The organism is Campylobacter sp. RM12647 (assembly GCF_020138135.1).
In the GTDB taxonomy this organism is placed as follows: Bacteria; Campylobacterota; Campylobacteria; order Campylobacterales; family Campylobacteraceae; genus Campylobacter_E.
Genome location: NZ_JACGAS010000019.1, coordinates 1 through 26,288, shown reverse-complemented (window position 1 = coordinate 26,288; position 26,288 = coordinate 1). Strand labels below are relative to the sequence as shown.

31 protein-coding genes and 1 pseudogene are annotated in these 26,288 nt (G+C 28.3%); 25 read left to right on the top strand and 7 right to left on the bottom strand.

Features of this window, described 5'->3' with window-relative positions:
• Nucleotides 1-2 precede the first annotated feature (2 nt).
• The 4 genes from AVBRAN12647_RS07330 to AVBRAN12647_RS07315 all read left to right on the top strand — a co-directional run bounded on the left by AVBRAN12647_RS07330 (nucleotide 3) and on the right by AVBRAN12647_RS07315 (nucleotide 4,274).
• On the top strand, nucleotides 3-1,127 hold the full coding sequence (locus tag AVBRAN12647_RS07330; RefSeq protein WP_214118510.1) for a 2-oxoglutarate synthase subunit alpha: 1,125 nt from the start codon (nucleotides 3-5) through the stop codon (nucleotides 1,125-1,127).
• Complete coding sequence (locus AVBRAN12647_RS07325; RefSeq protein ID WP_336614936.1) at nucleotides 1,127-1,981, top strand: 2-oxoglutarate ferredoxin oxidoreductase subunit beta; 855 nt, start codon at nucleotides 1,127-1,129, stop codon at nucleotides 1,979-1,981. The genes AVBRAN12647_RS07330 and AVBRAN12647_RS07325 overlap by 1 nt, the downstream gene beginning before the upstream one ends.
• Nucleotides 1,978-2,550: a 2-oxoacid:acceptor oxidoreductase family protein gene (locus AVBRAN12647_RS07320; protein ID WP_336607530.1), complete on the top strand. Its 573-nt coding sequence runs from the start codon at nucleotides 1,978-1,980 to the stop codon at nucleotides 2,548-2,550. Before AVBRAN12647_RS07325 ends, AVBRAN12647_RS07320 begins: the two co-directional genes overlap by 4 nt.
• Before the next feature lie 140 nt (nucleotides 2,551-2,690).
• Nucleotides 2,691-4,274: a DASS family sodium-coupled anion symporter gene (locus AVBRAN12647_RS07315; RefSeq protein ID WP_336614935.1), complete on the top strand. Its 1,584-nt coding sequence runs from the start codon at nucleotides 2,691-2,693 to the stop codon at nucleotides 4,272-4,274.
• Nucleotides 4,275-4,326: 52 nt separating this feature from the next.
• On the opposite strand, the gene AVBRAN12647_RS07310 is transcribed toward AVBRAN12647_RS07315, so the two are convergent.
• Both AVBRAN12647_RS07310 and AVBRAN12647_RS07305 read right to left on the bottom strand, forming a co-directional pair.
• Nucleotides 4,327-4,641 (bottom strand): hypothetical protein, encoded by a 315-nt coding sequence (locus AVBRAN12647_RS07310; RefSeq protein WP_336614934.1) that lies wholly within the window; start codon nucleotides 4,639-4,641, stop codon nucleotides 4,327-4,329.
• Nucleotides 4,642-4,650: 9 nt separating this feature from the next.
• Nucleotides 4,651-5,001: a hypothetical protein gene (locus tag AVBRAN12647_RS07305; protein WP_214118520.1), complete on the bottom strand. Its 351-nt coding sequence runs from the start codon at nucleotides 4,999-5,001 to the stop codon at nucleotides 4,651-4,653.
• A 143-nt stretch (nucleotides 5,002-5,144) separates the two neighbouring features.
• On the opposite strand from AVBRAN12647_RS07305, the gene AVBRAN12647_RS07300 reads away from it, so the two are divergent.
• Both AVBRAN12647_RS07300 and AVBRAN12647_RS07295 read left to right on the top strand, forming a co-directional pair.
• Nucleotides 5,145-5,636, top strand: coding sequence for a flavodoxin domain-containing protein (locus AVBRAN12647_RS07300; protein WP_214120445.1), 492 nt, complete (start codon nucleotides 5,145-5,147; stop codon nucleotides 5,634-5,636).
• Between the two features lie 29 nt (nucleotides 5,637-5,665).
• Nucleotides 5,666-6,598 (top strand): hypothetical protein, encoded by a 933-nt coding sequence (locus tag AVBRAN12647_RS07295; RefSeq protein WP_336614933.1) that lies wholly within the window; start codon nucleotides 5,666-5,668, stop codon nucleotides 6,596-6,598.
• 31 nt (nucleotides 6,599-6,629) lie between these two features.
• Here AVBRAN12647_RS07295 and AVBRAN12647_RS07290 read toward each other — a convergent pair whose 3' ends face one another.
• Nucleotides 6,630-7,559, bottom strand: coding sequence for a ribose-phosphate pyrophosphokinase (locus tag AVBRAN12647_RS07290; RefSeq protein WP_214118527.1), 930 nt, complete (start codon nucleotides 7,557-7,559; stop codon nucleotides 6,630-6,632).
• Nucleotides 7,560-7,740: 181 nt separating this feature from the next.
• On the opposite strand from AVBRAN12647_RS07290, the gene AVBRAN12647_RS07285 reads away from it, so the two are divergent.
• The 9 genes and pseudogenes from AVBRAN12647_RS07285 (at nucleotide 7,741) to AVBRAN12647_RS07250 (ending at nucleotide 14,841) form a co-directional block, all read left to right on the top strand.
• Nucleotides 7,741-9,405 (top strand): L-lactate permease, encoded by a 1,665-nt coding sequence (locus AVBRAN12647_RS07285; protein WP_239803670.1) that lies wholly within the window; start codon nucleotides 7,741-7,743, stop codon nucleotides 9,403-9,405.
• 2 nt (nucleotides 9,406-9,407) lie between these two features.
• Nucleotides 9,408-10,349 carry a DMT family transporter gene (locus AVBRAN12647_RS07280; protein ID WP_250325870.1) on the top strand — a complete coding sequence of 314 codons (942 nt, stop codon included), beginning with the start codon at nucleotides 9,408-9,410 and terminating at the stop codon, nucleotides 10,347-10,349.
• Nucleotides 10,346-11,230 carry a 3-deoxy-8-phosphooctulonate synthase gene (gene kdsA / locus AVBRAN12647_RS07275; protein WP_214120573.1) on the top strand — a complete coding sequence of 295 codons (885 nt, stop codon included), beginning with the start codon at nucleotides 10,346-10,348 and terminating at the stop codon, nucleotides 11,228-11,230. Before AVBRAN12647_RS07280 ends, kdsA begins: the two co-directional genes overlap by 4 nt.
• Before the next feature lie 2 nt (nucleotides 11,231-11,232).
• Nucleotides 11,233-11,703, top strand: a complete 471-nt coding sequence (gene ribH, locus AVBRAN12647_RS07270) for a 6,7-dimethyl-8-ribityllumazine synthase (RefSeq protein WP_214118534.1) — start codon at nucleotides 11,233-11,235, stop codon at nucleotides 11,701-11,703.
• Complete coding sequence (nusB, locus tag AVBRAN12647_RS07265) at nucleotides 11,693-12,079, top strand: transcription antitermination factor NusB (protein ID WP_214120575.1); 387 nt, start codon at nucleotides 11,693-11,695, stop codon at nucleotides 12,077-12,079. The genes ribH and nusB overlap by 11 nt, the downstream gene beginning before the upstream one ends.
• Nucleotides 12,080-12,213: 134 nt before the next feature.
• Nucleotides 12,214-12,321, top strand: a pseudogene (gene ccoS / locus AVBRAN12647_RS09740) (cbb3-type cytochrome oxidase assembly protein CcoS); the annotation flags it as partial.
• Between the two features lie 81 nt (nucleotides 12,322-12,402).
• Entirely contained in the window at nucleotides 12,403-12,912 is a 510-nt protein-coding gene (locus AVBRAN12647_RS07260; RefSeq protein WP_442862278.1) for a D-glycero-alpha-D-manno-heptose-1,7-bisphosphate 7-phosphatase, read from the top strand.
• On the top strand, nucleotides 12,909-14,288 hold the full coding sequence (gene rfaE2 / locus AVBRAN12647_RS07255; RefSeq protein WP_214150610.1) for a D-glycero-beta-D-manno-heptose 1-phosphate adenylyltransferase: 1,380 nt from the start codon (nucleotides 12,909-12,911) through the stop codon (nucleotides 14,286-14,288). The genes AVBRAN12647_RS07260 and rfaE2 overlap by 4 nt, the downstream gene beginning before the upstream one ends.
• A complete protein-coding gene (locus tag AVBRAN12647_RS07250; protein WP_336614931.1) occupies nucleotides 14,278-14,841 on the top strand; it encodes a D-sedoheptulose-7-phosphate isomerase in 564 nt (187 codons plus the stop codon). Before rfaE2 ends, AVBRAN12647_RS07250 begins: the two co-directional genes overlap by 11 nt.
• Nucleotides 14,842-14,857: 16 nt before the next feature.
• Here AVBRAN12647_RS07250 and AVBRAN12647_RS07245 read toward each other — a convergent pair whose 3' ends face one another.
• Together AVBRAN12647_RS07245 and nusA are read right to left on the bottom strand one after the other, a co-directional pair.
• Nucleotides 14,858-15,841 carry a pyridoxal phosphate-dependent aminotransferase gene (locus tag AVBRAN12647_RS07245; RefSeq protein ID WP_336614930.1) on the bottom strand — a complete coding sequence of 328 codons (984 nt, stop codon included), beginning with the start codon at nucleotides 15,839-15,841 and terminating at the stop codon, nucleotides 14,858-14,860.
• A complete protein-coding gene (gene nusA / locus AVBRAN12647_RS07240) occupies nucleotides 15,838-16,932 on the bottom strand; it encodes a transcription termination factor NusA (RefSeq protein ID WP_214118554.1) in 1,095 nt (364 codons plus the stop codon). The genes AVBRAN12647_RS07245 and nusA overlap by 4 nt, the downstream gene beginning before the upstream one ends.
• Nucleotides 16,933-17,050: 118 nt before the next feature.
• On the opposite strand from nusA, the gene AVBRAN12647_RS07235 reads away from it, so the two are divergent.
• Genes AVBRAN12647_RS07235 through AVBRAN12647_RS07210 form a run of 6 tightly spaced genes read left to right on the top strand, consistent with a single transcriptional unit; the run spans nucleotide 17,051 to nucleotide 21,181 of the window.
• Nucleotides 17,051-17,281, top strand: coding sequence for an HP0268 family nuclease (locus AVBRAN12647_RS07235; protein WP_214118556.1), 231 nt, complete (start codon nucleotides 17,051-17,053; stop codon nucleotides 17,279-17,281).
• On the top strand, nucleotides 17,278-18,579 hold the full coding sequence (gene miaB / locus AVBRAN12647_RS07230) for a tRNA (N6-isopentenyl adenosine(37)-C2)-methylthiotransferase MiaB (RefSeq protein ID WP_214120363.1): 1,302 nt from the start codon (nucleotides 17,278-17,280) through the stop codon (nucleotides 18,577-18,579). The genes AVBRAN12647_RS07235 and miaB overlap by 4 nt, the downstream gene beginning before the upstream one ends.
• Entirely contained in the window at nucleotides 18,560-19,195 is a 636-nt protein-coding gene (locus tag AVBRAN12647_RS07225) for a lysophospholipid acyltransferase family protein (RefSeq protein WP_214118560.1), read from the top strand. The genes miaB and AVBRAN12647_RS07225 overlap by 20 nt, the downstream gene beginning before the upstream one ends.
• Nucleotides 19,188-20,159, top strand: coding sequence for a hypothetical protein (locus AVBRAN12647_RS07220; protein WP_239803678.1), 972 nt, complete (start codon nucleotides 19,188-19,190; stop codon nucleotides 20,157-20,159). The genes AVBRAN12647_RS07225 and AVBRAN12647_RS07220 overlap by 8 nt, the downstream gene beginning before the upstream one ends.
• Nucleotides 20,149-20,670 (top strand): hypothetical protein, encoded by a 522-nt coding sequence (locus tag AVBRAN12647_RS07215; protein ID WP_214118563.1) that lies wholly within the window; start codon nucleotides 20,149-20,151, stop codon nucleotides 20,668-20,670. The genes AVBRAN12647_RS07220 and AVBRAN12647_RS07215 overlap by 11 nt, the downstream gene beginning before the upstream one ends.
• Nucleotides 20,663-21,181 carry a hypothetical protein gene (locus AVBRAN12647_RS07210; protein ID WP_214118565.1) on the top strand — a complete coding sequence of 173 codons (519 nt, stop codon included), beginning with the start codon at nucleotides 20,663-20,665 and terminating at the stop codon, nucleotides 21,179-21,181. The genes AVBRAN12647_RS07215 and AVBRAN12647_RS07210 overlap by 8 nt, the downstream gene beginning before the upstream one ends.
• A gap of 22 nt (nucleotides 21,182-21,203) precedes the next feature.
• On the opposite strand, the gene AVBRAN12647_RS07205 is transcribed toward AVBRAN12647_RS07210, so the two are convergent.
• Nucleotides 21,204-21,836 (bottom strand): superoxide dismutase, encoded by a 633-nt coding sequence (locus tag AVBRAN12647_RS07205; protein WP_214118567.1) that lies wholly within the window; start codon nucleotides 21,834-21,836, stop codon nucleotides 21,204-21,206.
• A 196-nt stretch (nucleotides 21,837-22,032) separates the two neighbouring features.
• On the opposite strand from AVBRAN12647_RS07205, the gene AVBRAN12647_RS07200 reads away from it, so the two are divergent.
• A complete protein-coding gene (locus AVBRAN12647_RS07200) occupies nucleotides 22,033-22,746 on the top strand; it encodes a DUF4198 domain-containing protein (RefSeq protein WP_336614929.1) in 714 nt (237 codons plus the stop codon).
• 75 nt (nucleotides 22,747-22,821) lie between these two features.
• Nucleotides 22,822-23,295, top strand: coding sequence for a thioredoxin family protein (locus tag AVBRAN12647_RS07195; protein ID WP_214118571.1), 474 nt, complete (start codon nucleotides 22,822-22,824; stop codon nucleotides 23,293-23,295).
• Here AVBRAN12647_RS07195 and AVBRAN12647_RS07190 read toward each other — a convergent pair.
• On the bottom strand, nucleotides 23,292-23,795 hold the full coding sequence (locus AVBRAN12647_RS07190) for a gluconokinase (RefSeq protein ID WP_336608865.1): 504 nt from the start codon (nucleotides 23,793-23,795) through the stop codon (nucleotides 23,292-23,294). The genes AVBRAN12647_RS07195 and AVBRAN12647_RS07190 overlap by 4 nt on opposite strands.
• Nucleotides 23,796-23,877: 82 nt before the next feature.
• On the opposite strand from AVBRAN12647_RS07190, the gene AVBRAN12647_RS07185 reads away from it, so the two are divergent.
• The gene (locus AVBRAN12647_RS07185; protein WP_336607518.1) at nucleotides 23,878-25,248 is read left to right on the top strand and encodes a GntP family permease; all 1,371 of its coding nucleotides are present in this window, start codon (nucleotides 23,878-23,880) and stop codon (nucleotides 25,246-25,248) included.
• 200 nt (nucleotides 25,249-25,448) lie between these two features.
• Nucleotides 25,449-26,288 (top strand): molybdopterin-dependent oxidoreductase (locus AVBRAN12647_RS07180; RefSeq protein ID WP_336614928.1); only part of this gene is annotated, 840 nt, incomplete at its 3' end.

Genomic DNA, 26,288 nt, shown 5'->3' with positions numbered 1-26,288 from the left:
AGATGAGAGAAGTAATATCAACAGGAAATAATTTAATAGCTCAAGCTGCAATTGATTGTGGTTGTTCTTTTTTTGGTGGTTATCCAATAACTCCTAGTAGTGAGATAGCTCATGAATTAAGCCATATGCTACCAAAAGCTGGTGGAACATTTATTCAAATGGAAGATGAAATAAGTGGAATTAGCGTTGCACTAGGTGCGGCTATGAGTGGTGCAAAAGCAATGACTGCAAGTAGTGGTCCTGGAATTAGCTTAAAAGCAGAACAAATAGGGCTTGCATACATAGCTGAAATTCCAATCGTAATAGTAAATGTTATGCGTGGTGGTCCATCAACTGGTCTTCCAACTCGTGTTGCTCAAGGCGATTTATTTCAAGCAAAAGCTCCAAGTCATGGAGATATAGCAAGTATTGCTATTGCACCTGCTAGTCTTGAAGAAAGCTATAATCTAACAATAACAGCATTTAATTATGCTAATAAATATTCAACTCCAGTATTTTTATTAATGGACGAAACGGTTGGACATATGAATGGTAAAGCAATTTTACCTGATGTAAAAGATTTAAAAATAGAACCACGCCGTGAATTTACAGGAGATCCAAAAGATTATAAACCTTATAAGGCTGATATGGACGAACCTGCTACATTAAATCCATTCTTTAAAGGCTATCGTTATCATATAGCTGGTCTTCATCACGGAGATATAGGTTTTCCAACTGAAGATGGCAAAATAGTTGATTATAATATGAGAAGATTAGTTGGTAAGATTAAAAATAAAGTAGATGAATTAGCACTTTATGAAGAATATATGTTAGATGATGCTGATATTTGCATTATTGCTTACGGAAGCGTTGCTCGTGCTGCAAAAGAAGCAATTGCAAGACTTAGAGCGCAAGGATTGAAAGTAGGTTTATTTAGACCAATTACTTTATATCCAGTTCATGAGAAAAAAATAGCGCAAGTTTGCTCAAGATTTAAGAAAATTTTAGTAACAGAATTAAATATGGGACAATATTTAGAAGAAATTCAAAGAGCAAGTAAGAGAGATGATTTTGCTAGCTTACATAGAGCTAATGGTCGTCCAATAACTCCAAGTGAAATTGAAGCAAAAGTAAAGGAGAGTTTCTAATGGCTTTTAATTATGATGATTATTTAAGAGTAGATAAAATGCCTACTCAGTGGTGCTGGGGATGTGGTGATGGTGTTGTTTTAAAATGTATTATTAAAGCAATTGCAAAAATGGGTTGGAATATGGATGATGTTTGCGTAGTTAGTGGTATTGGCTGTAGTGGTCGTATGAGCTCATATGTAAATTGCAATACCGTTCATACAACTCATGGTCGTGCATTAGCTTATGCAACTGGTATTAAATTAGCTAATCCAACTAAACATGTAATAGTTGTAACAGGTGATGGCGATACAACTGCAATTGGTGGTAATCATTTAATCCATGCTGCAAGAAGAAATATTGATTTAACTCATATTATGATTAATAACTTTATTTATGGACTTACAAATTCTCAAACAAGCCCAATGACCCCACAAGGATTTTACACGGTTACAGCTCAATTTGGTAATATTGACCCTATATTTGATGCTTGCGAATTAGTAAAAGCAGCTGGAGCTAGTTTTATAGCTCGTGGTAATGTAATTGATGCAGCTAAACTTGAAAATATGATTTATAAAGCAATGGCTCATGAAGGATATAGTTTTATTGATTGCTTTAGTAACTGCCATATTAATTTAGGTCGTAAAAATAAAATGGGCGAAGCTGTTCAAATGCTTGATTGGATAAGTAATCGTTCTGTTGAAAAATCTAAATTTGATAAATTAAGCGATGAAGAAAAAGTTGATAAATTCCCAGTTGGAATTTTATATGAAAATAAAACTAAACCTGAATATTGCAAAGCTTATGAAGAAGTTCGCCGTGCTGCTAAAGAAGGTAGAATGGTTAATTTAAATGCTTTAGGGGGTGCTAAATGAAATTCCAATTAAGATTTGGTGGAGAAGGCGGTCAAGGCGTAATTACCGCTGGTGAGATTTTAGCAGCTGCTTGGATGGAAAAGGGTGGAAGTAGTAAAAAAGGTGCTTATGCTATAAAAGCTAGCACATATACTTCTCAAGTTCGTGGTGGTCCAACTAAGGTTGATATTATTTTAGATGATGAAGAAATATTATTTCCTTATGCAGTTGAAGGCGAAATTACTTTTATGCTTTCAACTGCTCAAAAAGGCTATTCTGGTTTTAAAGATGGTGTTTGTGAAGGTGGAATAATAGTAGTTGAGCCAAATCTAGTAAAACCAAGTGAAGAAGATAGAAAGAAATTTAAAATATTTGAAATTCCAATCATTACAATAGCTAAAGATGAAGTTGGCAATGTGGCTACTCAATCAGTTGTTGCGCTTGCAATTGCGGTATATATGAGCAAATGTATGGATACTGATGATGTAAAAGAAGTTATGTTAAGTCATGTGCCACCAAAAACTCGTGATGCAAATGCTAAGGCTTATGATTTAGGTATAAAATACGCTAAAAAAGCTTTAGGAGAATAATTTTAAGCCCTTTATAGGGCTTAAATATTAATTATTTAATAAAAATTTAATATTAATCTTTAAATTATTAAAAAATATACTTTATTTTTCTTTTTAATAAATTCTTATTATAATTACTTACTTTTTGAAAAGGAGATGTTATGACTAAGGATAAAATTCCTTTAGCTATTTTATGTATATTAATAGCTATTTCATTTGTATTTATTCCGGTTCCTGAAAGTCTAATTTCTATTAAACAAGCTGCTTTATTAAAGGCTCATTCTGATTTTTCAGAACAAAAATTATTAGAATTAAGCTTATTTGATGCAAGACTTTCTTGGATATATTTAGGTTGTTTTATAGCTACTGTTTTATGTATTATTTTAAAAGTAATGCCACTTGGTGCAGTTAGCTTAATATCTATTGCTTTTATAGCAATTTCTACAATTAGTGTTAGTGCCGATATTAGTGGAGTTGCTAGAAGTAAGGCTGCTATTAAAGATGCTTTAAGTGCATTTTCTAATAGCTTAATATGGCTTATTGTAATATCTATTATGCTCGCTCGTGGTATTATCAAAACTGGTCTTGGAAGAAGATTAGCATTTTATTTTTTAAGCATATTTGGTAAAAAAACTTTAGGTATAGGATATTCAATTGCTTTAAGCGAAGTGTTTTTAGCTCCGATTACTCCATCAAATACTGCAAGGGGCGGTGGTATAATTAATCCAATCGTTCAATCAATTGCTAAAGCTCTAGGTTCAGAGCCAAATAATGGCAGTGCAAATAAAGCAGGAACATATCTTAGCCTTGTCAATTATCAATCAAATCCAATTACATCTGCTATGTTTATTACCGCAACTGCACCAAATCCATTGGTAGTAAAGCTAATTTCAGATGCAACTAATGCAAATATTAGTATTACTTGGGGGCAATGGGCTTTAGGAATGTTTGTTCCTGGAATGTGCGCGATATTGCTTATGCCATTAGTGATTTATTTTTTAAGTCCACCTGAACTTAAAGAAACACCTGATGCAAGAGAATTAGCTAAAAAAGAATTAGCTGCTATGGGTAAATTTAGCTTAGATGAAAAAATTATGCTTAGTATTTTTGGATTGTGCTTATTCTTATGGGCTGGAATGCCTAGTAATTTTGCTAATTGGTTTGGTTTTAGCGAATATGCAAAGGCTTTAACATTTGATCCTGCTAGTGTGGCGGCTTTAGGACTTGCAATTGCGCTTTTAACTGGTGTTTTAAAATACGATGAATTATTAGCAGAAAAGACAGCTTGGGATACATTAGTATGGTTTGCTGCTTTAATTATGCTTGCTACTATGCTTGATAAATTAGGTTTAGCTGCATTTTTAGGACAAGAGTTAAAAATGGCAGCTTCATCTTTAGGGCTTAGTGTAACTTTTGTAATGATATTTTTTACTTTAGCGTTTTTATATTCGCACTATTTTTTCGCAAGCACAACAGCTCATATTTCAGCAATGTTTTTAGTATTTTATAAAACAGGGCTTGATTTAGGAGCACCACCTATGCTATATGCTTTTATGTTAGCAGCTGCAGGAAATATTATGATGGCACTTACGCATTATGCTACAGGGACTGCTCCTGTTGTATTTGGTAGTGGTTATGTTAGTCTTAATAAATGGTGGATAATAGGTTTTATTGTAAGTGTTATTGATATAGCAGTTATGATTTGTGTTGGCTTAGTATGGTGGAAGATATTAGGCTTTTATTGATTTAAGAATTTGAAATAGGAATTTCCTATTTCAAATTCTAAACACAAAATTATCAATAAACTTCCACATATACCATACCATCATCAGTATATCTTGCACTATAATCAAACCAATTTTCAGCACTTTGTTTTGTGTCTTTATTTGTCATTTTCATTTCAGCTTTACATCTAATTAGTTTTTTTTCTTTATCTATTTTTTCAGTCATAAATCCAGAATACGAAATATCTAATGAAGAAATATTAGGAACTTGTTTTTTAATAATTTGAGTAACAACATCAGTTACTTCTTTATCATCACAACTAGGTATAGAACCACAACCTATACAAAATGCACTAACTACAATTAAAGAAAAATATATTTTTTTCACGATATATCCTTATATAATTTGTAAAATTTGTTGATAATTGTATTGTCTAACTTTTTTGCCAATATTTATAATATCAATAATCCACCATATAATTCCTATTGCAAACATACAAGTAATGAATTTGAGTATAAAAATAAGTATGCCTAAACCAATAGAGCCAAGATAAAATCTATCTACATAAAACATAGCACATATAATTCCAGTAGTAGGATTTTTAAGCTTTGCAGCAAGTAGTTTGTCTGAAAAGTTTTTTCTTTCAGCATCGCTCATTCTCTCTAACTTTTCTCTTAAATTAATTACAGCCATTCCGTCTTTTGGTAACTTGTCTTGAATACTCATTAAAATACTATTCGTATCCATTTACACTCCTTAATAAAAAATTAAAGCCATATAATACCCCCCCCCAATCTTAAAAGTTGCTTAAAATAATTTTAAAATATTTAAAACAAAAATTATCTTATTTAAGCTACAATGAAACTACATTTTAATTTTAAGGAGAAGTTATGAAAAAAGTTGGTATTTTTTATGCTACAAAAGGTGGTACTACTAAAGCTTTTGCAGAGCAAATCGCAGCAAAAATTGGTGCTGATGTTATAAATATTAAAGATGTTGAAATAAACGCATTATCAGAATATAAAACTTTAATCTTAATGAGTTCAAGCTATTTTTTTGGTGCTTTGGCTGATGATTGGGGAAGTAAAGTAAAATTATTAAATACTATTGATTTTAGCGATAAAAATGTAGCTATCGTTGGTGTTGGCGGACAAGAAAGACATCCTGATAGTTTTTGCTCTGGCGTAGCTGATTTTTATGATAAATTAGCTTTTAGTGGAGCAAGATTTATAGGCGAAGTTTGCTCAAGTGATTATAACTACACATTCTCAAGATTACAATTTGGAAAAGCTTTAAGAGGACTTTGCCTTGATAAAGCTGATGGAGATAAAAACGAAGCAAGAATTAATGCTTGGGTTGAAAATATTAAAAAATATTTATAATTTTTAGGAAGCTAAGCTTCCTTTTTGCAATGTTGGCATTTTTTAAACACTTATATTTGATATTTATTTTTAGACTTTGTTATGATAAAAAAGCTAATTTTTTATTATTTTTATTTCAATTAGTTTCAGCGTTTTTTATTTTTGTAACTTTTTTTATAATGATTTTTTATAGCTTAGAATATATAAGCGATCATACAAAAAATCTTAATGAACTTAAAAAGGCTGAAGGTGTATTGTATGATGTAGAAAAGATAGTTTATAAGAAAATATTTAGAAGTAGAACTGATTACATAATATGGCATTATAAAATGATTGATAATAATAAAAATCACAAAACTTTCATAGCAAGAGAAGATAAAAGTTATGCAAAAAATCTCATAGGGCAAAAAGTAGCTATTTACTATGTTCCTAGCGTATTTTATCCAGAAATAAGACAATTAGAATCAAATGGCTTTATTTATGAGCGATACAAAGTAAGAGATAATTATGAAGATTTAAAGTATATTTTCCCATTTTTTATGTTTTTTGCGAGTATATTTTATATGCTAAATATTAAAGGCAAATACCCTGATGATTATGAATTACCATTACTTAAACATAGTATAAAGCTAAAGGCTTTTAATAAATATTTTTTGATTTTATTAATTTGGTTTATTTTTATAATCGCAGCGTTTAAATATAGTGATGAAATTATTATAATGTATTTTTTAATTATTTTAAATCCTATAATTACGCTAGTTTTTGAGCTAAAATTTAATTTAATCAAAATTAATTTTTATGATGATTTTTTAGAATTTGAATATGGATTTTTCTTATTTAAAGTCAAGTATAAGAAAATAAAATATATAGATTATCAAGGAATTTATATTCAAACTAAATATATTAATTTTATTATTAATACAAATAAATTGAGCGAAGATGATTTGGATTATTTAGCTATAAGTTTAAAAAATAATTCCTAATTAATTAAATTAGGAATTATGAAAAATTTAATTATGAAAATAAACCATTAACACTTTCATTATGATAAACACGGCGAATAACTTCCCCAAATAAAGGTGCAACACTTAAAACTGTTATTTTTTTACATTCTTTTGCTAGTGGTATAGTATCAGTTACTATTAATTCATCTAAAGCACCATTTTCTATTCTATCATAAGCAGCTCCACTTAAAACAGGATGAGTACAGCAAGCAATTACACTTTTAGCTCCTAATTTTTTAAACACTTCAGCAGCTTTAACAATAGTTCCTGCAGTATCAATCATATCATCAACTATAATTACATCTTTACCATTTACATCGCCAATTACATTCATAACTTCGCTTTCATTAGCTTTTTCACGGCGTTTATCAACAATAACAAGTTCTAAATCTAGTGCTTTTGCAACAGCTCTTGCACGAACAATTCCGCCTGTATCAGGACTTGCAACTACTGCTTTACTTAAATCTCTTTGTTTTAAATGTTCGTTAAAAATAATACTTCCGTATAAATTATCAACAGGGATATTAAAAAATCCTTGAATTTGACCTGCATGTAAATCAATAGTAGCTACACGGCTAATTCCTGCAGTTTGCATTAAATCAGCTACTAATTTTGCACTAATTGGAACTCTAGGAGCTGCTTTTCTATCTTGTCTAGCATATCCAAAATAAGGAATTACAGCAGTGATTGAATTAGCTGAACTTCTTTTTAATGCGTCAGTTAATATTAATAATTCCATTAAATTATCATTCGCTGGTGCGCAAGTGCTTTGGATAATAAATACATCTTTACCACGCACACTTTCTCCAATTTGAACGCTAATTTCTCCATCACTAAAACGCTTAACTCCAGCATCGCTTAATTTACAATCTAATCTTTGAGCGACCTTATTGGCAAATTGAATATTTGCAGAACCCGAAAAAATGGTATAACCTCTCATAAAATAACCTTTCTAAATTAATAAAATGAGCTATTATATCTTAAAAAACTTATTTGTAAATTTGTTACAAAAAGTAACATATTGTTAAAAATATTACGATTATTCTTAATCTTGTTGTTATTATATGCTAAATTCAGCATTTAAAATTAAAATATTAAAATCTTATCACGAAAGGAAAATTATGGAATTTACACCTAATTTTAACCCACTTGGCAACATTTGGTTAAGTGCATTTGTAGCATTTTTACCTATACTTTGCTTTTTTCTTTGTCTAGTGGTTTTTAAGACAAAAGGTTATGTGGCAGGTTTTTTAACTGTTGTTACAGCCATTCTTGTTGCAGTTTTTGCTTATAAAATGCCGTTAAATGCTGCATTTGCTAGTATTATAGTAGGTTTTACTACTGGTATTTGGCCTATTGCTTGGATTATAATAGCAGCTATTTTTCTTTATAAGCTTTCGATTAAATCAGGTCAATTTGAAGTAATTAAACAAAGTATTATGACAATTACGCCTGATCACCGTATTCAAGTAATCATCATTGGATTTTGTTTTGGAGCATTCTTAGAAGGTGCTATTGGATTTGGTGGACCTGTTGCAATTACTGCTGCTTTACTTGTTGGTTTAGGTCTTAGACCATTACAAGCAGCTGGATATTGTATGATAGCAAACACAGCTCCTGTTGCATTTGGTGCTATTGGTATTCCAATTATTGCAATGGCTCAAGCTGTTGGAATACAACAACATGAAGTTGCTGCTATGGTTGGTAGAATTTTACCTCCGTTTAGTTTTTGTATTCCATTTTTTATAGTATTTTTAATGGATGGTATGAAAGGTATTAAAGAAACTTTCCCTATTGTATTTGTTGCAGCTATTTCTTTTGCTATAGCACAATTTTTATCAGCAAACTTCTTAGGTGCTGAATTACCTGATATTATTTCAGCTATTGTTTCTTTAGTAGCTACTGCTGTTGCTGCAAAAACATTTAAACTTAAAAATATTGTAAGATTTGATGATAAAAAAGATTTTAGCGATGTAAAAACTTTAAGCATCAAAGAAATTGTTTATGCTTGGTCACCTTTCTTATTATTAATTGTATTTGTTGTTATATGGACTCAAGGTTGGTTTAAATCATTATTTGGAACTGATGCAGCTTTAGCATTTACTAATCTTAAATTATCATTTGCTAGTTTAGGTGATTTAGCAGTTATTAAACCATCACTTGTAGAAGGTGGAAAAGCAGGAACTCAACCTTTAGGACTAGGAATTCCGTTAATCAACACTCCAGGAACAGCTATTTTATTTGCTGCAATTGCAAGTATATATATTTTAAAAGTAAAAGCTAGTGATGCTAAAGTATGCTTTAATGATACTTTAAGAGAAATGGCGTTTCCTATTTTAACTATTGGTTTAGTTGTTGGTTTTGCAAAAATTACTGATTATAGTGGAGCTAGTGGAACATTAGGAATTGCATTATCACAAACTGGTGGAGCATTTACATTCTTCTCTCCTGTAATTGGTTGGATTGGAGTATTCTTAACAGGTTCTGATACAAGTGCAAACCTTTTATTTGGTTCTTTACAACAAGTTACAGCTCATCAATTAGGCTTTTCTGACACATTATTCCTAGCAGCAAATAGTGCAGGTGGTGTTGTTGGTAAAATGATATCTCCACAAAGTATTGCAGTTGCTTGTGCTGCTGTTGGCCTTGTAGGACGCGAGAGTGAGTTGTTTAAATACACAGTTAAATACTCAATAGCTATGATAATAATTATAGGAATTTGGGTAAGCTTAATTGCATATTTTATGCCTGGAATTATACCACCTAGTATTCCTTTAGCTAAATAATTATGCTTAGTTTAAAAAGGTTAATTAAAAAAAATCTAGGAATATATTTTATGGTTATTGCTAGTTTTGCATTTGCACTCATGGGGTGCTGTGCAAAACTACTTGCAAATACTATGCCTAGTGTAGAAATAATGTTTTTTAGAAATGTTATTGGAGTTATTTTTATAGCTTATTTGATTTATAAAATTCCACACAAAAAATCAGGTGGTAAATTCTCTTTATTGTTTTTTCGTGGTTTAATAGGAACTATTTCTTTATATTTTTTCTTTTATAATGTCGCTAATATTTCTTTAGGCGGTGCTTTTGCTTTTCAAAAAACAAATCCACTTTTTGTAGCATTAATTGCATTTTTGTTTTTTAAAGAGCAGTTAGGATTTAAAAGTATTTTATATTTATTATTAGCTTTTGGTGGTGTAATGCTGATAATTCAACCATTTGCACCTGAACATTTACATAGTGGTTTTGATATTAAAAACTCAATTTTAGGTGTTTTAAGTGGTTTAACAGCAGCACTTGCTTTAACAAGTGCTAGGGAATTAGGAAAGTTTTACAATACTGAAGTTATAGCATCAAGTTTTTTTATACTAGGAACAATTTTACCTATATTATCTATGCTAGGCGGAGAGTATTTAAATGAGAGTATTATTAGGCATTTTGATTTTGCTTTTGCTACATTTGTAATGCCTGTTGGATATAAAATATGGACTTTAATTATTTTAATGGGCTCTTTATCGATTCTATACCAAATATATGTAACAAAAGCCTATAAAGCAGCTAAAAAGGCTGGGGTTGTAGCTGGAGTTGGATATATTGATGTTGTATTTACTTTATTTTTAGGAATACTTTTAGGAGATGATTTACCAAGTTTTGTAGTTTTAACAGGTATAATCTGCGTTTTAATAGGTGGTATAGGAATAAGTTTAAGTAAGGATAATAAAAAATGAGAAAAATAATATTATTTGCAGGACCTTGCGTTATAGAAAGTCCTGAAATTGTTACAGAAGTTGCAAAAAGATTAGAAAAAATTGCAAAACATCCACAAATTGATTTTTATTTTAAATCAAGTTTTGATAAAGCAAATCGCACAAGTTTAGATAGTTTTAGAGGACCTGGACTTGAAAAAGGTTTGCAGATTTTAGCTGATATAAAATCTAAATTTGGATATAAAATAATTACAGATATTCACGAGAGTTATCAAGCTGAAATTGCAGCTCAAGTTGTTGATACTCTTCAAATTCCAGCTTTTTTATGCAGACAAACTGATTTATTAGTTGCAGCTGCTAAAACTAAAGCTATTATAAATATCAAAAAAGGTCAATTTTTAAACCCAAGTGATATGAAATATAGCGTAGCAAAAGTAGCACAGACTAGAGGGTATGATTATAAAACTAATGATGAAAGTTTTTTTGCTTGCTCTGATATTGGAGAATTATCATTTAAAGATTTAAAAGATGAAGATTTTTCAAAAGCTCATCAAATGGCAAGAGAAGCTGGTGTTTTAGCGGTTGAGCGTGGAACTAGTCTTGGATATGGGAATTTAGTTGTTGATATGAGATCTCTTAAAATTATGAGAAATTTCGCACCTGTTATATTTGATGCTACACATAGCGTTCAAATGCCTGGAGCAGCAGGTGGTAAGAGTGGTGGAGATAGCTCTTTTGTATTGCCTTTAGCAAGAGCTGCTGCTGGAGTTGGCGTTGATGGATTTTTCTTTGAAACACATTTTAATCCGTGTGAAGCTTTATGCGATGGACCTAATATGGTAGCTACTAGCAAATTAGAAGAGAAAATTAATTTATTATTGAAAATATTAAATAAGGAATAAGTATGAATATTATTGAAGGACAATTAAAATTAAATGGTAATGAGAAATTTGCCATAATAAATGCTAGATTTAATAGTTTTATAACTGATAAATTAGTTGAAGGTGCTAAAGATGCTTTTGTTCGTTTTGGTGGAAATGAAAAGAATTTAGATTTAATTTTAGTTCCTGGTGCTTTTGAATTACCTTATGCTTTAAAACAAGCAGTGAAGAAAAATTATGATGGAATAGTGGTTTTAGGTGCTGTTATTCGTGGAGATACCCCACATTTTGATTATGTATCAGCAGAATGCACTAAAGGTGTTGCAGCTATAACTTTAGCAAATGATACTCCAATTAGTTTTGGTGTTCTTACAACAAACACTACAGAGCAAGCTATGGATAGAGCAGGAATTAAAAGTGGCAATAAAGGTTATGAAGCTATGGTAACTACTATTGAAATGCTAAATTTACAAAGAGTTCAAAATGGCAACTAGACATCAAGCTAGAAAAACGGTTGTAAGTTTATTGTATTCATTTGATTATGTTCAAAATAGTGAGCATGTAAATGATTATTTAGAAGAGCATAAAATAAGAAATGCTATTCGTGAATGGGCTTTAGAATTATTTAACGGCGTTCAAGCAAATCTATTAAAAATAGATGAGTGTTTAAAAGGTATTTTAGAAAGCAATGAAGTTAGTAATTTAGGTGGTATGGAAAAAGCTATTTTAAGACTTGGTGTTTATGAATTGCTTTTTACAAAAACAGATAAAGCTGTTGTTATAAATGAAGCTATTGAATTAGCTAAAGAATATGCAAGTGATAATGCACCTAAACTTATTAATGGTGTATTAGATAAAGTTAGAAATTAATTTTAAATTAGCTAATATTTTTATATTAGCTAATTACTCGTTGAATATTTTAATAGATATTTTTATATTTTATTTTCCAAATTAAATTCCTAATAGTTTTATGATATTTATTAAAATAATCAAAAAGGATAAATATGGAAAATGTTTTAATGCTAATGATAGGGGTATCAATATTGTTAGCTTTTATAGTAATCATTGCTTTTATTTGGGGTTTTAAAAATAAACAATTTACCGAAAATAATGGCTTTTTAGAATTAAATGATAGTGAAGAAGCATTAAATGATGCAATTATTTTAGAACAAAGAAAAATGGAATTAAAAAATATGAAAAAGGCTTTATTTTTAGATAGAGATGGAGTAATTAATAAGGATTTTTCTTATGTTTATGAATTAGAAAAATTAGTATTTATGCCTAATATTTTTGAGATAGTTAAATTCTTTCAAGATAAAGATTATTTGATTTTTATAATTACAAATCAAAGCGGAGTAGGGCGTGGGTATTTTACAAAAGAGCAAATGGATATTTTTAATGAAGCTATTTTAAATGAGTTTAAAAATCATAAAATTAATATAAGTAAAATTTATTCTTGTTTGCATATACCTAGTGATAATTGTGAATGTAGAAAACCAAAAGCTGGTCTTATTTTACAAGCAGCTAAAGAATTTAATTTAGATTTATTTAATTCAATTTTTATAGGTGATAAAGTAAGTGATATGCAAGTGGCTATAAATGCAAATATTAATAATCGTTATTTGTTTAATGAAGATTTAAAAGAATTTGAATATTGTAAAAAAGTGAATAATTTATTAGATATAAAAAAGGACTATGAATGAAAAATATTAAAGCTTTAGTAATTGGAGATTTAATACACGATATTTATGTTTTCGCAAATTGCACTAGAATTAGTCCAGAAGCACCAGTTCCAGTAATCACTCCTAAAAGTGAGAAAAAAGTCTTAGGTGGTATGGCAAATGTTGCTAATAATCTTGCAAAATTAGGTGCAAATGTTAGTATTTTAAGTGTTATTGGAGATGATGATAGTGCTAAATTTATTGAAAGTGAATTGCAAAAACAAAATATAACTTGCCATATAATTAAGCAAAAAGATAGAAAAACTTCTACAAAAACTCGTATTTTTGGCTCAAATCAGCAAATAGTTAGAATAGATATAGAAAGTACAGAGCAAATTAGCGATAAATTAGCTGATGAATTATTTGATAAAATACGCAATGATAAATATGATGTAATTATTTTTAGCGATTATGATAAAGGAGTTGTTAGTCCTTATTTAGCACAAAAAATAATTAAATTTGCAAAAGATAGCAATACTTTAAGCCTAGCAGACCCTAAGAAAGATTTTTATAAGTTTAAAGGCATAGATTTAATAACACCTAATTACAAAGAAGCTTGTGAATTTTTAGGTAATTTTAATGAATATGATGATGGTATATTATTAAAATCATTAGAAAAATTACAAAAAGAATTGGATTTAAAAATACCATTAATTACTTTAGGTAGCAATGGAATTGCTGCTGTTTATGATAATAAATTAAATCGCCATTATGCTTTAGCTAAAGAAGTTTTTGATGTAACCGGTGCTGGAGATAGCGTGATTTCATCATTATCATTTTTCTTAGCGAATGATTTTAATATTAGTAAAAGTATAGATTTAGCTAATAAAGCTGCTGCTATTGTTGTAGGTAAGATAGGGGCTGTTAGCGTAGGGCTTGATGAGATTATAAATTTTGATAATGAATTTTATAAATTTAAAAATATAGATGAGATTAAACAACTTAGTAAAGGTAAAAAAATAGTTTTTACCAATGGCTGTTTTGATATTTTGCATTACGGGCATCTTAGTTATTTAAGAGCAGCTAAGGAGTTAGGAGATATTTTAGTTGTTGGTTTAAATTCTGATGAAAGTATTAAGAGATTAAAAGGTGAAAATAGACCAATTAATAATATAATGACTAGAAAAGCTATGATGTGTGCTTTAGAATTTGTAGATTATGTTTGTGAATTTAGTGAAGATACACCAATTAATTTAATTAAAACTTTAGAGCCTGATATATTGGTAAAAGGTGCTGATTATGAAGGAAAAGAAGTTGTTGGCTCATCATATGCAAAAGAAGTAAAATTAATAGAATTTAAAACAGGATATTCAACCACAAATATTATAGAAAAAATAAAGGAGTTATATGTTAAATAAATTAAAAAATGAGTTAAACGAGCACAAAAGAGCTTATGATAATATTAATGAAGAGTATTTAAAAGATATTATTCAAGTAGCTGATATTATAAAAAAAGCTTTGGAAAATGGTAAAAAATTATTGATTTTTGGCAATGGTGGTAGTGCTGCAGATGCTCAACATTTTGCAGCCGAACTTAGTGGAAGATATAAATGTGAGCGTAATGGTCTTAGTGCTATTGCACTTAGCACAGATACTTCAGCACTAACTGCAATCGGTAATGATTATGGCTATGAATATGTGTTTAGTAGGCAAGTAAATGCTATTGCTAAAAGTGAAGATATAGTGTTTGGTATAAGCACTAGCGGGACTAGTAAAAATGTTATTTTAGCACTTGAAGAAGCTAGAAAAATTGGTTGCAAATGCGTTTTATTAGCTAGTGAAAAATTAGAAAATAGTCCGTATTTTGCCCTAAAAGCACCTAGTAAGGATACGCCAAGAATACAAGAAATTCATATTTTCACAATACATTGTATTTGTGAAATACTGGATAATTATTTTAAAGATAAATAAGGTTTGAGCTTAAAACTCAAACTAAATTATGATTTTTAGCTAGCCTTAACGCTTTTATAAATTCTTTTAATTGTTTAATATTTCCTATGCTAATTCTATTTAATAAAGGATAATTATCTATAGGTCTTCCAACTATTATCTCGCATTCTTTCATAAAATCAGCATATTTTGTGCTTTTAATTTCGTGTAAAATAAAGTTAGTATGAGATTTAAAATATTTTATATTTAAAGTTTCAAATTCATTTTCTAATAAAGCTTTATTATCGTTAATAATTTTTCTTGTAGTTTTTGCAAAGTCTTTTTGTTTTAGGGTAAAAATCGCACACTCTAAAGCAAAAGCATTAATAGCATCAGGACTAAAAAAATCTTTTAAAATTGATATTAATCTAGTGTGAGCTATCCCATATCCAACTCTTAAACCTGCTAATGAATACATTTTAGAAAATGTTCTAATATGTAAAATATTTGGATTTTTTGCAAATTCTAAACTATAAAAATCATCAGCAAATTCACAATAAGCCTCATCTAAAAGCATATATACATTATCTTTACAAATTGAGTTTAATTCATTTAAATCTTTCTTGCTTAGCATTAGGCCTGTTGGATTGTTTGGATTTACAAGATAGATTATATTTATTTTATTTGGGATTATTTTTATTTTATTTATATCAAAATTAAACTCACTATCTAAGTAAAACCCATCAATACTATAACCTATATTTTTAGCATAATAAAGTGTTAAGTCAAAAGTAGGTAATGGTGATATTAAATGAACATTGGAATTTGAATATTTATAAAATGCTAAAAGGCTCATATAAATAACATTACTTGAGCCATTACCTAGAACAATATTATCACTTTTTAAATTATAAAAATTAGCTAATTCATCTAATAATTTATAATTTTTATCAAAAGAATACTTATTAAATTCAATACTATTAATTATTTCTTTAATATCTAAAGTATTACAAGTATTTTCGTTTTTGCTTAAATCAATCATATATTTTTAAATAGATTTTCAAGATTTGCTTTTGCTTCTTCTGAGCTTATATGATTTTCTGCTTCAGTGCCAACTTCAATTAATTCAATATTAAGCCCTGTTAGCATATTGCATAATCTAATATTAATTCCTTGCTTACCTATAGCTTTACTTTTTTGGTCGTGATTTATTACAACCTTAGCTATGTCATTATCAATTGTAACTGAATTAATAATTGCAGGTGCTAAAGCACGAGAAACTACAATAGCTTGTTCGTTAGAATACTCTATACAATCTATATTTTCGCCATTTAATTCTTTACTAATAGCATTAATTCTAACACCTTTTGTTCCAACGCTAGCACCTACAGCGTCAATATTGATTGAGTTAGCTTTTAATAAAACTTTAGCTCTTTCGCCAGGAATTCTAGCGCAATTAATAATTTCTATAGCACCATCTTTAATCTCTGGAACTTCAAGCATTAAAAGTGCATTTAAAAATTTAGGAGAAGTTCTTGAAATTTCAACCTTTAAGCCTAATTTTTTATCAACACTAACTTTTCTAATAACTGCTTTTAATACATCACCAACTTTAAATTTTTCGCCTTTTATACGATTTTTTCTAGGTAATACTGCTCTAATTTCATCAAATTCTATGAAAGTATTTTCATCATTATCAACAAATACTACCGTTCCAAAAATTAATCTATCAACCATACTTTGGTATTTTTCAAATAATTTTTCTTCTACAAGTCTTTGCACATTATATTCTAATTCTTTATAAAGCCAATTTATTGCAGTTCTATCAAGATTTGCAAAAGATATTTCATATTTTAAAGTATCTCCGATTTCTACTTCACTTGATTCTAATTTTGCTTTATCAAGGCTAATATATTTACTTTCATTATTAGCTAATTCATCATTATTTGCAACAACTACTAGATTTTGATATACACAAAGAGTTTTTTTAACATCTACACTAAATTCTTTATCATCACCAAAAAGTCTTTTAGCAGTATTTGTAATAGCTTTTACTACACGCTCACTTACTTCTTCTATTGGCAATGATTTCTCATTCGCAATTGATTCTATTATATCTACTATTCTTTCCAAGATTTTACCTTTAATTGAAGTTTGAAGACTATTATTATATAAAAAATAACTTTTAATAAGTTTAATGAAAGAACTTTTTGTTATTATTTTATTTTTTTAATTTAAAAAAGGATATGAGATGAAATTTAAATTAGCAAAACAAACTTTAAATTCAAAACCAAAAGAAGTTACTATTGAAGAAGTTATAAAAATACTTGAAGAAAAAAAGGTTATATTTTTAGACCATTCAAATTCTAGTGAAGATATTACAAAATTAGTTGAAAAATTAAATAATTTTAAGGTATATGTAAATACGGTTAAATATGGTTTAGTAGAAGATGAATTTATTTATGAGGTACATATACTTTGAGTAAAAAATTATATATAGAAACTTTAGGCTGTGCAATGAATGTTCGCGATAGTGAGCGTATGATTGCAGAGCTTACCACTAAAGAAGGTTATGAAGTAACTACAGATAAAAAAGAAGCTGATTTAATATTAATAAATACTTGTAGTGTGCGTGAAAAACCAGTCCATAAGCTTTTTAGTGAAGTAGGTGGTTTTTTAAAAGAGAAAAAAGAAGGAGCAAAAATAGGCGTTTGTGGTTGCACGGCTTCACATTTAGGTAGCGAGATTTTTAAGCGTGCTCCACAAGTTGATTTTGTGTTAGGTGCAAGAAATATTAGCCGTATAACAGAAGCAATTAAAACTCCAAAATTTATAAGTAATGATATAAATTACGATGAAAGCGATTTTGCTTTTGCTGATTTTAGAAATAGTATTTATAAAAGCTATGTAAATATTATGATAGGTTGTGATAAGCATTGTGCTTATTGTATCGTCCCACACACTCGTGGAGATGAGCTAAGTATTCCAAAAAATATTATTTTAAATGAAGTAAAAAAAGCCGTAAGCAACGGAGCTAGTGAAGTATTTTTGCTAGGACAAAATGTAAATAATTATGGTAAAAGATTTTCAAGTAACCATCCTAAAATGGATTTTTCAGACCTTTTAAATGAGATTAGCGAGGTTGATGGGCTTGAAAGGATTAGATTTACTAGCCCACACCCACTTCATATGGATGATAAGTTTTTAGAAACTTTTGCAAAAAATCCTAAAATTTGTAAAAGTATGCATATGCCTTTACAAAGTGGTAGCACAAGTATTTTAAAAGCTATGAAGCGTGGCTATACTAGAGAATGGTTTATAAATAGGGCTTTAAAATTGAGAGAATTAGTTCCAAGTGCTAGTATATCAACAGATATTATCGTGGCATTTCCTGGTGAGAGCGATGAAGATTTTGAATTAACACTTGATGTAATGAGAAAAATTAGATTTGAGCAAATTTTTTCATTTAAGTATTCTAAAAGACCACTAACACCTGCAGCAACAATGCCAAATCAAATTCCTGAAAATATAGCAAGTGCAAGGCTAACTAAATTACAAAGTTTATACAATGAAATTTTAGATGAGATTAGTGCAGCACAATTAAATAAAACTTATAAAGTATATTTTGAAGAATTAAGAGAAAATCAAACTATAGCAGGAAGAAGTGATAATAATTTCTTAATAGTTGTAAATGGTAGCGAAGAATTGCTTGGAAAAATGGTTGATGTAAAGATTACAAAGACTTCTAGGACAACCCTTTATGGCGAAATACAAAGTTAAAATTTTAGCTTTTATAATATTTATACTTTTAAATATTATTTATTTAACTTGTAAAAAAAGATTTTATGGAGAAAAAACTTTACCTAAAGAGCCTTGCATAGTACTTTTTTGGCATGGAAAACTTACTATGATGGCTTTTATTTTTGCTTATATGAAGAAAAATGGTTATAAAAAAAAGCCTTATGTATTAATAAGTAATCACAAAGATGGAGAATTAATTGCTAGTGTTATGAAATACTTTAATATAAATGCTGTTAGGGGTAGCACTTATGATTCTCCAGTTAAAGCATTGCTTGAAATTAAAAGTCTTTTAGGGCAAGGTCATGATGTATATATTACTCCTGATGGACCTAGAGGACCTTATCATAGTATTTCAGCAGGTTCTTATAAAATAGCTTTAAAATATAAAATTCCTACGATTATTTTTGATAATGCTGCAAGTAGATTTTATAGGGCTAAAAGTTGGGATAAGATGATTTTAGCTAAGCCATTTTCTACCATTGCTTATATTATTTCAAAACCGATATTATTAGATGAAGAAAATTCTGTTAATTTAATAAATAAGGAATTTAATAAACTAGAGCTTAAATTAAATGAAGAAGGTTTTTATGTTTAATATAAGAAAATACCTATCAACTATTTTTATTAATTTAGTAATTAAGGATAAAAGTTGTAGTATAGAAGCTTATTCTGTTAAAAATGAAAAAATTATTAAAATTCATCAAAGAACTTTTATTGAAGAAGATAAAAATAAATTACTAAAATATATAAAAACCTTAATTGATAATCATTATTTTACTTATGTTTCACTTTTATTTACTAGTATCGGTCAAGGAATGGTGCCGACAATTAATAAAACAGATTTACAAAAATTTGGTGTTGATAGCAGTGCTGTTAGTTTAAAAATCTTTGATAACTCGTTTTTGTATGCGGCAAAAACTGAATTAATTAATGCTGATATTGTTTTTGATGAATTGCAAGTGGATTTAATTTATTCTCCTTTTAGCATATTGTTTAAGCTAATTCAAGATAAAAAATCAGATGGTTTTGTATTTGATGGCATAAGTTTATTTGTGTTAAAATACGGAGAATTCATTACTTTAATGATTTATGATGGTAAAAAATTTAAATTTGGTAGTTATTTTGAGCTTAAAATTAACAAAGATAACGAAGAAGACCATCAAACTTTAGAATTAGAAGAAGAAATTGAATTAGATAGCAATAACGATACATTAGAAGAACTTGATTTTGATGAATTTGATAATGTAAAGGTTGATGATAATTTTGATTTAGGAGCTGATTTAAATTCTGATTTGAATGAAAATTTACAATCATTTAGCTTGGATATGCAAATATTTGAATATATAAATAGTGCGATTAAAGAATTTTATAATAACAATATTTATGATAGTGATTTTATTAATAATATTATTATATTTGAACACGAAAAAAGCTCTAAAGCTATGCATTCTTATATTGAAAGTGAATTATTAATAAAGCCTATTGTATATACAATTGATATATTTAAGGAAATGTTAAAATTAAGCAGTAATGATTTAGGAGCAAAAATTGATATATAGTCTTAAAAATGCTGAACAAAAACCTATATTAAATAAATTTAATAAATTATGCTTTTATTTTTTAATCTTCATTATTTTTGTAATTATATTTTTTGCTGTATTTATAAAAATAAAACAAGAATTAGCATATAGCGACGCACAACAAGCCAAAGAAAATAGTGATAAAATGATAGAATTAATAGGAAAAAATAGGAATGAAATTATTTTAAATAAAGAATATATAGCTTTAGTAAGTGATATACAAGCTTCTAATATAAATTTAAAAAAGAGTATAAAAAATTTATTTGACTTAGTTCCTGATAGTATAGTTTTAAATGAAGTTCTAATGGAGCAAAAAAGCTTATTGATTAAAGGAATTACTCCAACAAAAGAAATTTATAATAATTTATTGCAAACACCGCTTCAAAGTATTTTTGAAACATCAAAAACTAATTTTATACAATTAAATTCTGGTTGGTATAACTTTGTAAGCATTAACACTATTGAAAATTCTGAGGGTTTTAATGAATAAAGATAATAGTATGAGTAAAATTGATATAGTAAAGTTGCTATTATGGTTGAGTATATTTTTGATTACTATTTTTACTCTTAGTGCTTTGCTTATAATTCCAAGTGTAAATAAATTAAAAGTTGCAAATGAAGTTTTAAGCTCTTCAAATTCAAAATTTCAGCAAAATAAAGCAAAAAATGAAAGTATTGAAAGACAATTAAATGATTATTTATCAGAGAATAAAACCAATTTAGCAAAAATTCATAATGAATTTGATATTGAAAAATTTAAAAATCATTGCAAGACTTTTTTTGATGAAGTGAATTTAGATAAGAATTTAGATTTTAGCGAAGATTATGTAAGCTATCAGTTATCAGTAAGCACAAAAATAACAAGTCCAACTATTTTTTATGATTTCATAGATTCTTTAGATAATTTTCCAAATATTTTACGAGTTCATTTCCCAATAGTTTTAAAATCTGATAAGAATTTGATAAAAGCACAATTTAACATTCAAGTATATAAAAGATAAGCCTACAAAAGTAGGCTAAGAATTATTTATGCAATTCATTTGCATAGAATTTAACAGAATTAAATCCTTCTTTTAAAGCCCATTCGTAAGCACTTGATACAAATTCCCAATTAATATGCTTATAAAAACCTTCAAGGTAAGCTGCTCTTGCATTTCTGTGGTCAATATAATAAGCGTGTTCCCAAACATCAACAACTAATAAAGGAATTAATTTATCAGTAATTGGAGTTGCTGCATTGCTTGTTTTTACTAATTCAAGTTTTTTACTTGTAGTATTATACACAAGCCAAAACCATCCACTACCAAATAAGCCTGTAGCACCTTTTATAAATTCATCTTTAAAGTTTGAACAGGTTCCAAAAGCTTCATTAATTGCTTTTTCTAATTCAGCACTCATTTTGCTTTCTTTTGGACTAATGCAGTCAAAATAAAAATCGTGATTATAAACTTGTGCAGCATTGTTAAAAATACCTTCTTTAGAAGTTAAGATAATATCAACTAAATCTTTTTTTTCAAATTCTGTTCCAGCAATCAAATTGTTAAGATTATTAACATAAGTTTGATGGTGTTTACCATAGTGATAGTTGAAAGTTTCTTCAGTTAAAAAGCCTGAAAACGCATTTGTTGCATAATTTAATGTTCTTAATTTAAACATCTTTTCTCCTTAATTTTAAAATTTGTATTAAAAATATATCAAAAAAAAGATAATATTTATCTTATTTAAAATCCTTTTTTATTTGTAAAAAATATATTTATTAAAGAAAATTAAAATTATTATCAAATTAAGAAAAAATTAATAAATAATTCATATAATAATCAATATCAAATTAATTTAAAAAAAAGGATATGTTATGAAGTTAAGTAAAATTACATTAGCTAGTATTTTTGTTGCAAGTTCTGCATTTGCTCATCAATTTTTTCCAATAAAAACAGATGATGGTTATAAGGTTGGATTTTGGGCTGATGATCACTGGGGTCAATTTCAAAGCGATAGAATATTTGGTGTAAGTGCAAAAGATTCTAAGGGTAAAAAGCTTAAAGCTGGATATGATTATTTAAATAATAAAATCTTTATAGAAGGTAATCCATCAGTAGCTAGTGTAAATTATGATTTTGGTTATTACACTTTTACAAAAGATGGCAAACATTATTCTCAAGCTAGAAATGAAATTACCGACATTACAGGTGCAAATGAAGTAACCCAAACTAGAAAAATATTTAAAATGGGTAAAAGTATATTCGCTTGGGACGAAGCATCAAGTAAGCCTTTAGGATTAAAGTTTGAAATAATTCCATTAGAAAATCCACTAGACAAAAAAGTAGGTGATAAATTAAAAGTTCAAGTATTGTTAGATGGAAAACCTATTAGTGGGGTTGAATTTGAAGACCAAAATGATGATATAGATGATATTACAACCGATGACAAAGGTATTGCAACTTTAACTCTTAGCAAACCTCAAGATGGCTTGCAAATTATTGCAGCTGGTATAAAATTGCCTTATAATCTTGATAGATACGGAGATACTTTACAGCTTACTGCTACTTTAAGTTTTAAATCTAAATAATATTTTTAATCCCTAATTGTTAGGGATTAAAAGAAATATTTTAAAATACCTTTATTAAATTTAAAGGTTTTTAAAATGAAGACAAAAGTGTTTTTTGCTATATTAATAGCTGCTTTTGGCATTTGGTATTATTATTACAACGAAGGTAGTTATACAAAAACAGATGGTTTTGAATTAACTTATATAGATAATAGTATTATTAAAAATTATAATTCAAATATATTGTTAAATTTTTGTAATACTAGTAATTCATCTTGCAATCAATTTCAGCCAATTTTAAAATCAGTTTATAATGAACTAGGTAATTTGAATGTAAAAATTTTAAATATTGATATTTTTGACAATCCTGAATTATTGAATAAATTCCCAATTTCTTTAATACCGATACAATTTTTTTATACAAAAGATGGGGTAAATTTCAAACCAAAATCAGAAATTGGAAAGAAATTTAAAGAAGTTAATTTCAATGATGAAACTTTTTATTATCACTTAGGTATTTTAACGCAAGAAGAGATAATGTTGATTTTTGAAGAAATGCAAAACTATTAAAGTTGGTCTAGTTTTATTAGTGCATCTTCAACAATTTCTCCAATAGGTGGAGTAATATCAATATTTATTACCAAGTCTTCATTGTGTGGAAATTCCAATGTTGAAAATTGAGAATCAATCATATTTTCTTTCATATAATGACCGCTTCTTTTACTCATTCTTTGCATTATTAATTCTTTTGAGCCGTGTAAATGAATGAAGATAATTTTACCAGATTGTCTTATTTTATCTCTATATTGTTTTTTTAATGCAGAACAAGCTATGACACAAGAGCGGTTTCTTCTTGAAATTGAGTAAAATACATCAGCAATTCTTTCAAGCCAAGGTTCTCTATCTAAATCATTTAATGGATTTCCACTTTGCATTTTTTCTATATTTGCTCTTGGGTGTAAATCATCTCCATCTATAAAACTTGCTCCTAAACTATTTGCAATCATAGCACCTATTGTGCTTTTGCCACAACCGCAAACTCCCATTACAACAATATTATAATGTTTCATTAATTATCCTTTTTTATAAAAATCTTGCTATTTTTAACCTATTTTTCTTAATATTACATAAATTCAAATAAAAGGAGAAATAATGCAAGAGCTTAGTGCTTCTTACTTATTATGTGTTGCCGCAGTTGCGGTTGTTTTATTATTATTTATGATTATGAAATTAAAAATTCACGCTTTCATATCATTAATAATAATAAGTTTTTTAACTTCTTTAGCAGCTAATACGCCGCTTGATAAAATTTTAGGAGTAATGCTTGGTGGTTTTGGTTCAACTTTAGCAAGTGTTGCTTTATTAGTTGGTATTGGTGCTATGATAGGTAAAATTTTAGAAGTTTCTGGTGGAGCTCAAGTTTTAGCTGATACTTTAATTGAGTTTTTTGGGGTGCAAAGAGCTCCATTTGCACTAGGTTTAGCTTCATTGATTTTTGCTTTCCCTATATTTTTTGATGCAGGGTTAATTGTAATGTTACCTGTTATATTAAGCGTAGCTCATAAATTAAAAGGTTCTGTTTTAACTTATGCACTTCCTTCAGTTGGTGCATTTTCTGTAATGCATGTTTTCTTACCACCACACCCAGGTCCAGTTGCAGCAGCAGCTACAATAGACGCTAATGTTGGTTGGGTTTTAATATTAGGACTTATTATTGGTCTTCCTACTTGGTATTTTAGCTCGTATTTATTTGGGCTTTATTCTGGTAAAAAAATGTATTTTAAAGCACCAGATTTATTTGAAGATGAAAAAATAGAAATTAAACATAAACCTAAATTCCTAACCGTATTATTTATATTATTAACCCCTGTAGTATTGATTTTTATAAGTGCAATTATCTCATCTATGCAAAAATTAGAAATAATCGCAAAAAATGATATATGTTTTAATGTTTTAAATCTAATAGGTCAAACTCCAATCGCTCTTATGATTACTTTAATAATTTGTATTATTGTATTTAATAAGAGCTTAGGTGCTAAAAATCTTGAAAAATATTGTGAAAAAGCTCTTCCTGCAATTTGTTCTGTAGTGCTTGTAACTGGTGCAGGTGGTATGTTTGGCGGTGTTTTAAGAGCTAGTGGAATAGGTGATGCGTTGGCTGGAACTTTAGCTAATTTAGGCGTTCCTGTTATTTTAGCTGGTTTTATAATAGCAGCAATTATTAGAATTGCTCAAGGTTCAGCTACTGTTGCACTTACTACAACAGCTGGTTTAATGGCACCGATTATTGCAGCAAATACATCAATTGCAGAATTTGATAAAGTTGCTATCGTTTTAGCAATAGCTTGTGGTAGTGTTGTTTGCTCTCATTTTAATGATTCTGGATTTTGGCTTGTAAAAGGCTTATTTGGTTTAGATGAAAAAACAACTCTTAAAACTTGGACTATATTAGAAACTTTAATAGGTGTTATAGGTTTTGTATTAATACTTATAATTTTAGCTTTATTTAATCTTGTATTTTAGTGTTTTTACTTTGGAATTTAAAATTATATTTTAAATTCCATTTTTAAAAAAATATTATTTTTTGTGTTAGTTCATATTATTATAATAACTTTATATATAGCCTTATAATATTATTCCATTTACTTAATTCTTAAATTATTTTATTATAATTTTATCTAACTTATAAAATTAAGTTTTATTTAAATTTTTAAGGAGAATTTATGGAAAAGTTATCTCGTAGAAGCTTTTTAAAAGGTGCAGCAGGAGTAGCAGCTAGTGCGTCAAGTTTAGGTGCTGTTGATTTTATTGGTGAAAACGCTATTCCTAAAATAGATGAAAGCTTAATTAGTGCTTCACATTTTGGAGCTTATCATCCAATTATTAGAAGTAGCAAAGTTGAAGGATTTAAAGCTTTTAATGGGGATTTTAAACCAACAACTCTTATGAATGGTGTAGTAAATAGAGTATATTCACAAGATAGAATTAAAAACCCAAGCGTTAGAAAAAGTGTTTTAGAAAAAGGATTTGAAAAAGCTCCTAAAAACTTAAGGGGTAAAGAAGAATTTGTTGAGATTACTTGGGAAAAAGCTTATGAATTAGTAGCCAATGAGCTTAAAAGAGTTTATGAAAAATATGGCTCTAATGCTGTTTATGGCGGTAGTTATGGTTGGTTTTGCGTTGGAAGCGTTAATAACCCACAAAGCTTACTTGGAAGAATGTTAAATATAGCTGGTGGTTGTACTACTAGAACTCTTACATACTCAACTCATTGTATTCGTGCAATTACTCCTTATATTAGTGGTGTTGATGAATCAAGTGCTAAGCAAACTTCTTGGGACAATGTATTAGAGCATTCAAAAGTGGTTGTTTTATGGTCAAATGATATGATTAATACAAATCAAATTGCTTGGGGTGTGCCATTACATGAAACTTACCCTTATTTAGAAAAATTACAAGCATTAGTTAAAGATGGAAAAATAAAAGTAATTAATATTGACCCAGTATATAATGATACAGCAAGATTTTTAGGTGCTAAGCAAGTATTTATTAATCCTACAACT

What these genes read in the sequence shown, in the direction of transcription:
- AVBRAN12647_RS07305 (WP_214118520.1), bottom strand. Translation starts at nt 5,001, where the DNA reads ATGGATACGAATAGTATTTTAATGAGTATTCAAGACAAGTTACCAAAA.
- AVBRAN12647_RS07195 (WP_214118571.1), top strand. Translation starts at nt 22,822, where the DNA reads ATGAAGACAAAAGTGTTTTTTGCTATATTAATAGCTGCTTTTGGCATT.
- AVBRAN12647_RS07220 (WP_239803678.1), top strand. Translation starts at nt 19,188, where the DNA reads ATGTTTAATATAAGAAAATACCTATCAACTATTTTTATTAATTTAGTA.
- AVBRAN12647_RS07300 (WP_214120445.1), top strand. Translation starts at nt 5,145, where the DNA reads ATGAAAAAAGTTGGTATTTTTTATGCTACAAAAGGTGGTACTACTAAA.
- kdsA (WP_214120573.1), top strand. Translation starts at nt 10,346, where the DNA reads ATGAGAAAAATAATATTATTTGCAGGACCTTGCGTTATAGAAAGTCCT.
- AVBRAN12647_RS07245 (WP_336614930.1), bottom strand. Translation starts at nt 15,841, where the DNA reads ATGATTGATTTAAGCAAAAACGAAAATACTTGTAATACTTTAGATATT.
- AVBRAN12647_RS07320 (WP_336607530.1), top strand. Translation starts at nt 1,978, where the DNA reads ATGAAATTCCAATTAAGATTTGGTGGAGAAGGCGGTCAAGGCGTAATT.
- AVBRAN12647_RS07235 (WP_214118556.1), top strand. Translation starts at nt 17,051, where the DNA reads ATGAAATTTAAATTAGCAAAACAAACTTTAAATTCAAAACCAAAAGAA.
- nusB (WP_214120575.1), top strand. Translation starts at nt 11,693, where the DNA reads ATGGCAACTAGACATCAAGCTAGAAAAACGGTTGTAAGTTTATTGTAT.
- AVBRAN12647_RS07330 (WP_214118510.1), top strand. Translation starts at nt 3, where the DNA reads ATGAGAGAAGTAATATCAACAGGAAATAATTTAATAGCTCAAGCTGCA.
- AVBRAN12647_RS07290 (WP_214118527.1), bottom strand. Translation starts at nt 7,559, where the DNA reads ATGAGAGGTTATACCATTTTTTCGGGTTCTGCAAATATTCAATTTGCC.
- AVBRAN12647_RS07205 (WP_214118567.1), bottom strand. Translation starts at nt 21,836, where the DNA reads ATGTTTAAATTAAGAACATTAAATTATGCAACAAATGCGTTTTCAGGC.
- AVBRAN12647_RS07280 (WP_250325870.1), top strand. Translation starts at nt 9,408, where the DNA reads ATGCTTAGTTTAAAAAGGTTAATTAAAAAAAATCTAGGAATATATTTT.
- AVBRAN12647_RS07225 (WP_214118560.1), top strand. Translation starts at nt 18,560, where the DNA reads ATGGCGAAATACAAAGTTAAAATTTTAGCTTTTATAATATTTATACTT.
- AVBRAN12647_RS07315 (WP_336614935.1), top strand. Translation starts at nt 2,691, where the DNA reads ATGACTAAGGATAAAATTCCTTTAGCTATTTTATGTATATTAATAGCT.
- AVBRAN12647_RS07210 (WP_214118565.1), top strand. Translation starts at nt 20,663, where the DNA reads ATGAATAAAGATAATAGTATGAGTAAAATTGATATAGTAAAGTTGCTA.
- AVBRAN12647_RS07200 (WP_336614929.1), top strand. Translation starts at nt 22,033, where the DNA reads ATGAAGTTAAGTAAAATTACATTAGCTAGTATTTTTGTTGCAAGTTCT.
- AVBRAN12647_RS07325 (WP_336614936.1), top strand. Translation starts at nt 1,127, where the DNA reads ATGGCTTTTAATTATGATGATTATTTAAGAGTAGATAAAATGCCTACT.
- rfaE2 (WP_214150610.1), top strand. Translation starts at nt 12,909, where the DNA reads ATGAAAAATATTAAAGCTTTAGTAATTGGAGATTTAATACACGATATT.
- AVBRAN12647_RS07260 (WP_442862278.1), top strand. Translation starts at nt 12,403, where the DNA reads ATGAAAAAGGCTTTATTTTTAGATAGAGATGGAGTAATTAATAAGGAT.
- AVBRAN12647_RS07285 (WP_239803670.1), top strand. Translation starts at nt 7,741, where the DNA reads ATGGAATTTACACCTAATTTTAACCCACTTGGCAACATTTGGTTAAGT.
- AVBRAN12647_RS07250 (WP_336614931.1), top strand. Translation starts at nt 14,278, where the DNA reads ATGTTAAATAAATTAAAAAATGAGTTAAACGAGCACAAAAGAGCTTAT.
- AVBRAN12647_RS07190 (WP_336608865.1), bottom strand. Translation starts at nt 23,795, where the DNA reads ATGAAACATTATAATATTGTTGTAATGGGAGTTTGCGGTTGTGGCAAA.
- AVBRAN12647_RS07295 (WP_336614933.1), top strand. Translation starts at nt 5,666, where the DNA reads ATGTTGGCATTTTTTAAACACTTATATTTGATATTTATTTTTAGACTT.
- ribH (WP_214118534.1), top strand. Translation starts at nt 11,233, where the DNA reads ATGAATATTATTGAAGGACAATTAAAATTAAATGGTAATGAGAAATTT.
- AVBRAN12647_RS07185 (WP_336607518.1), top strand. Translation starts at nt 23,878, where the DNA reads ATGCAAGAGCTTAGTGCTTCTTACTTATTATGTGTTGCCGCAGTTGCG.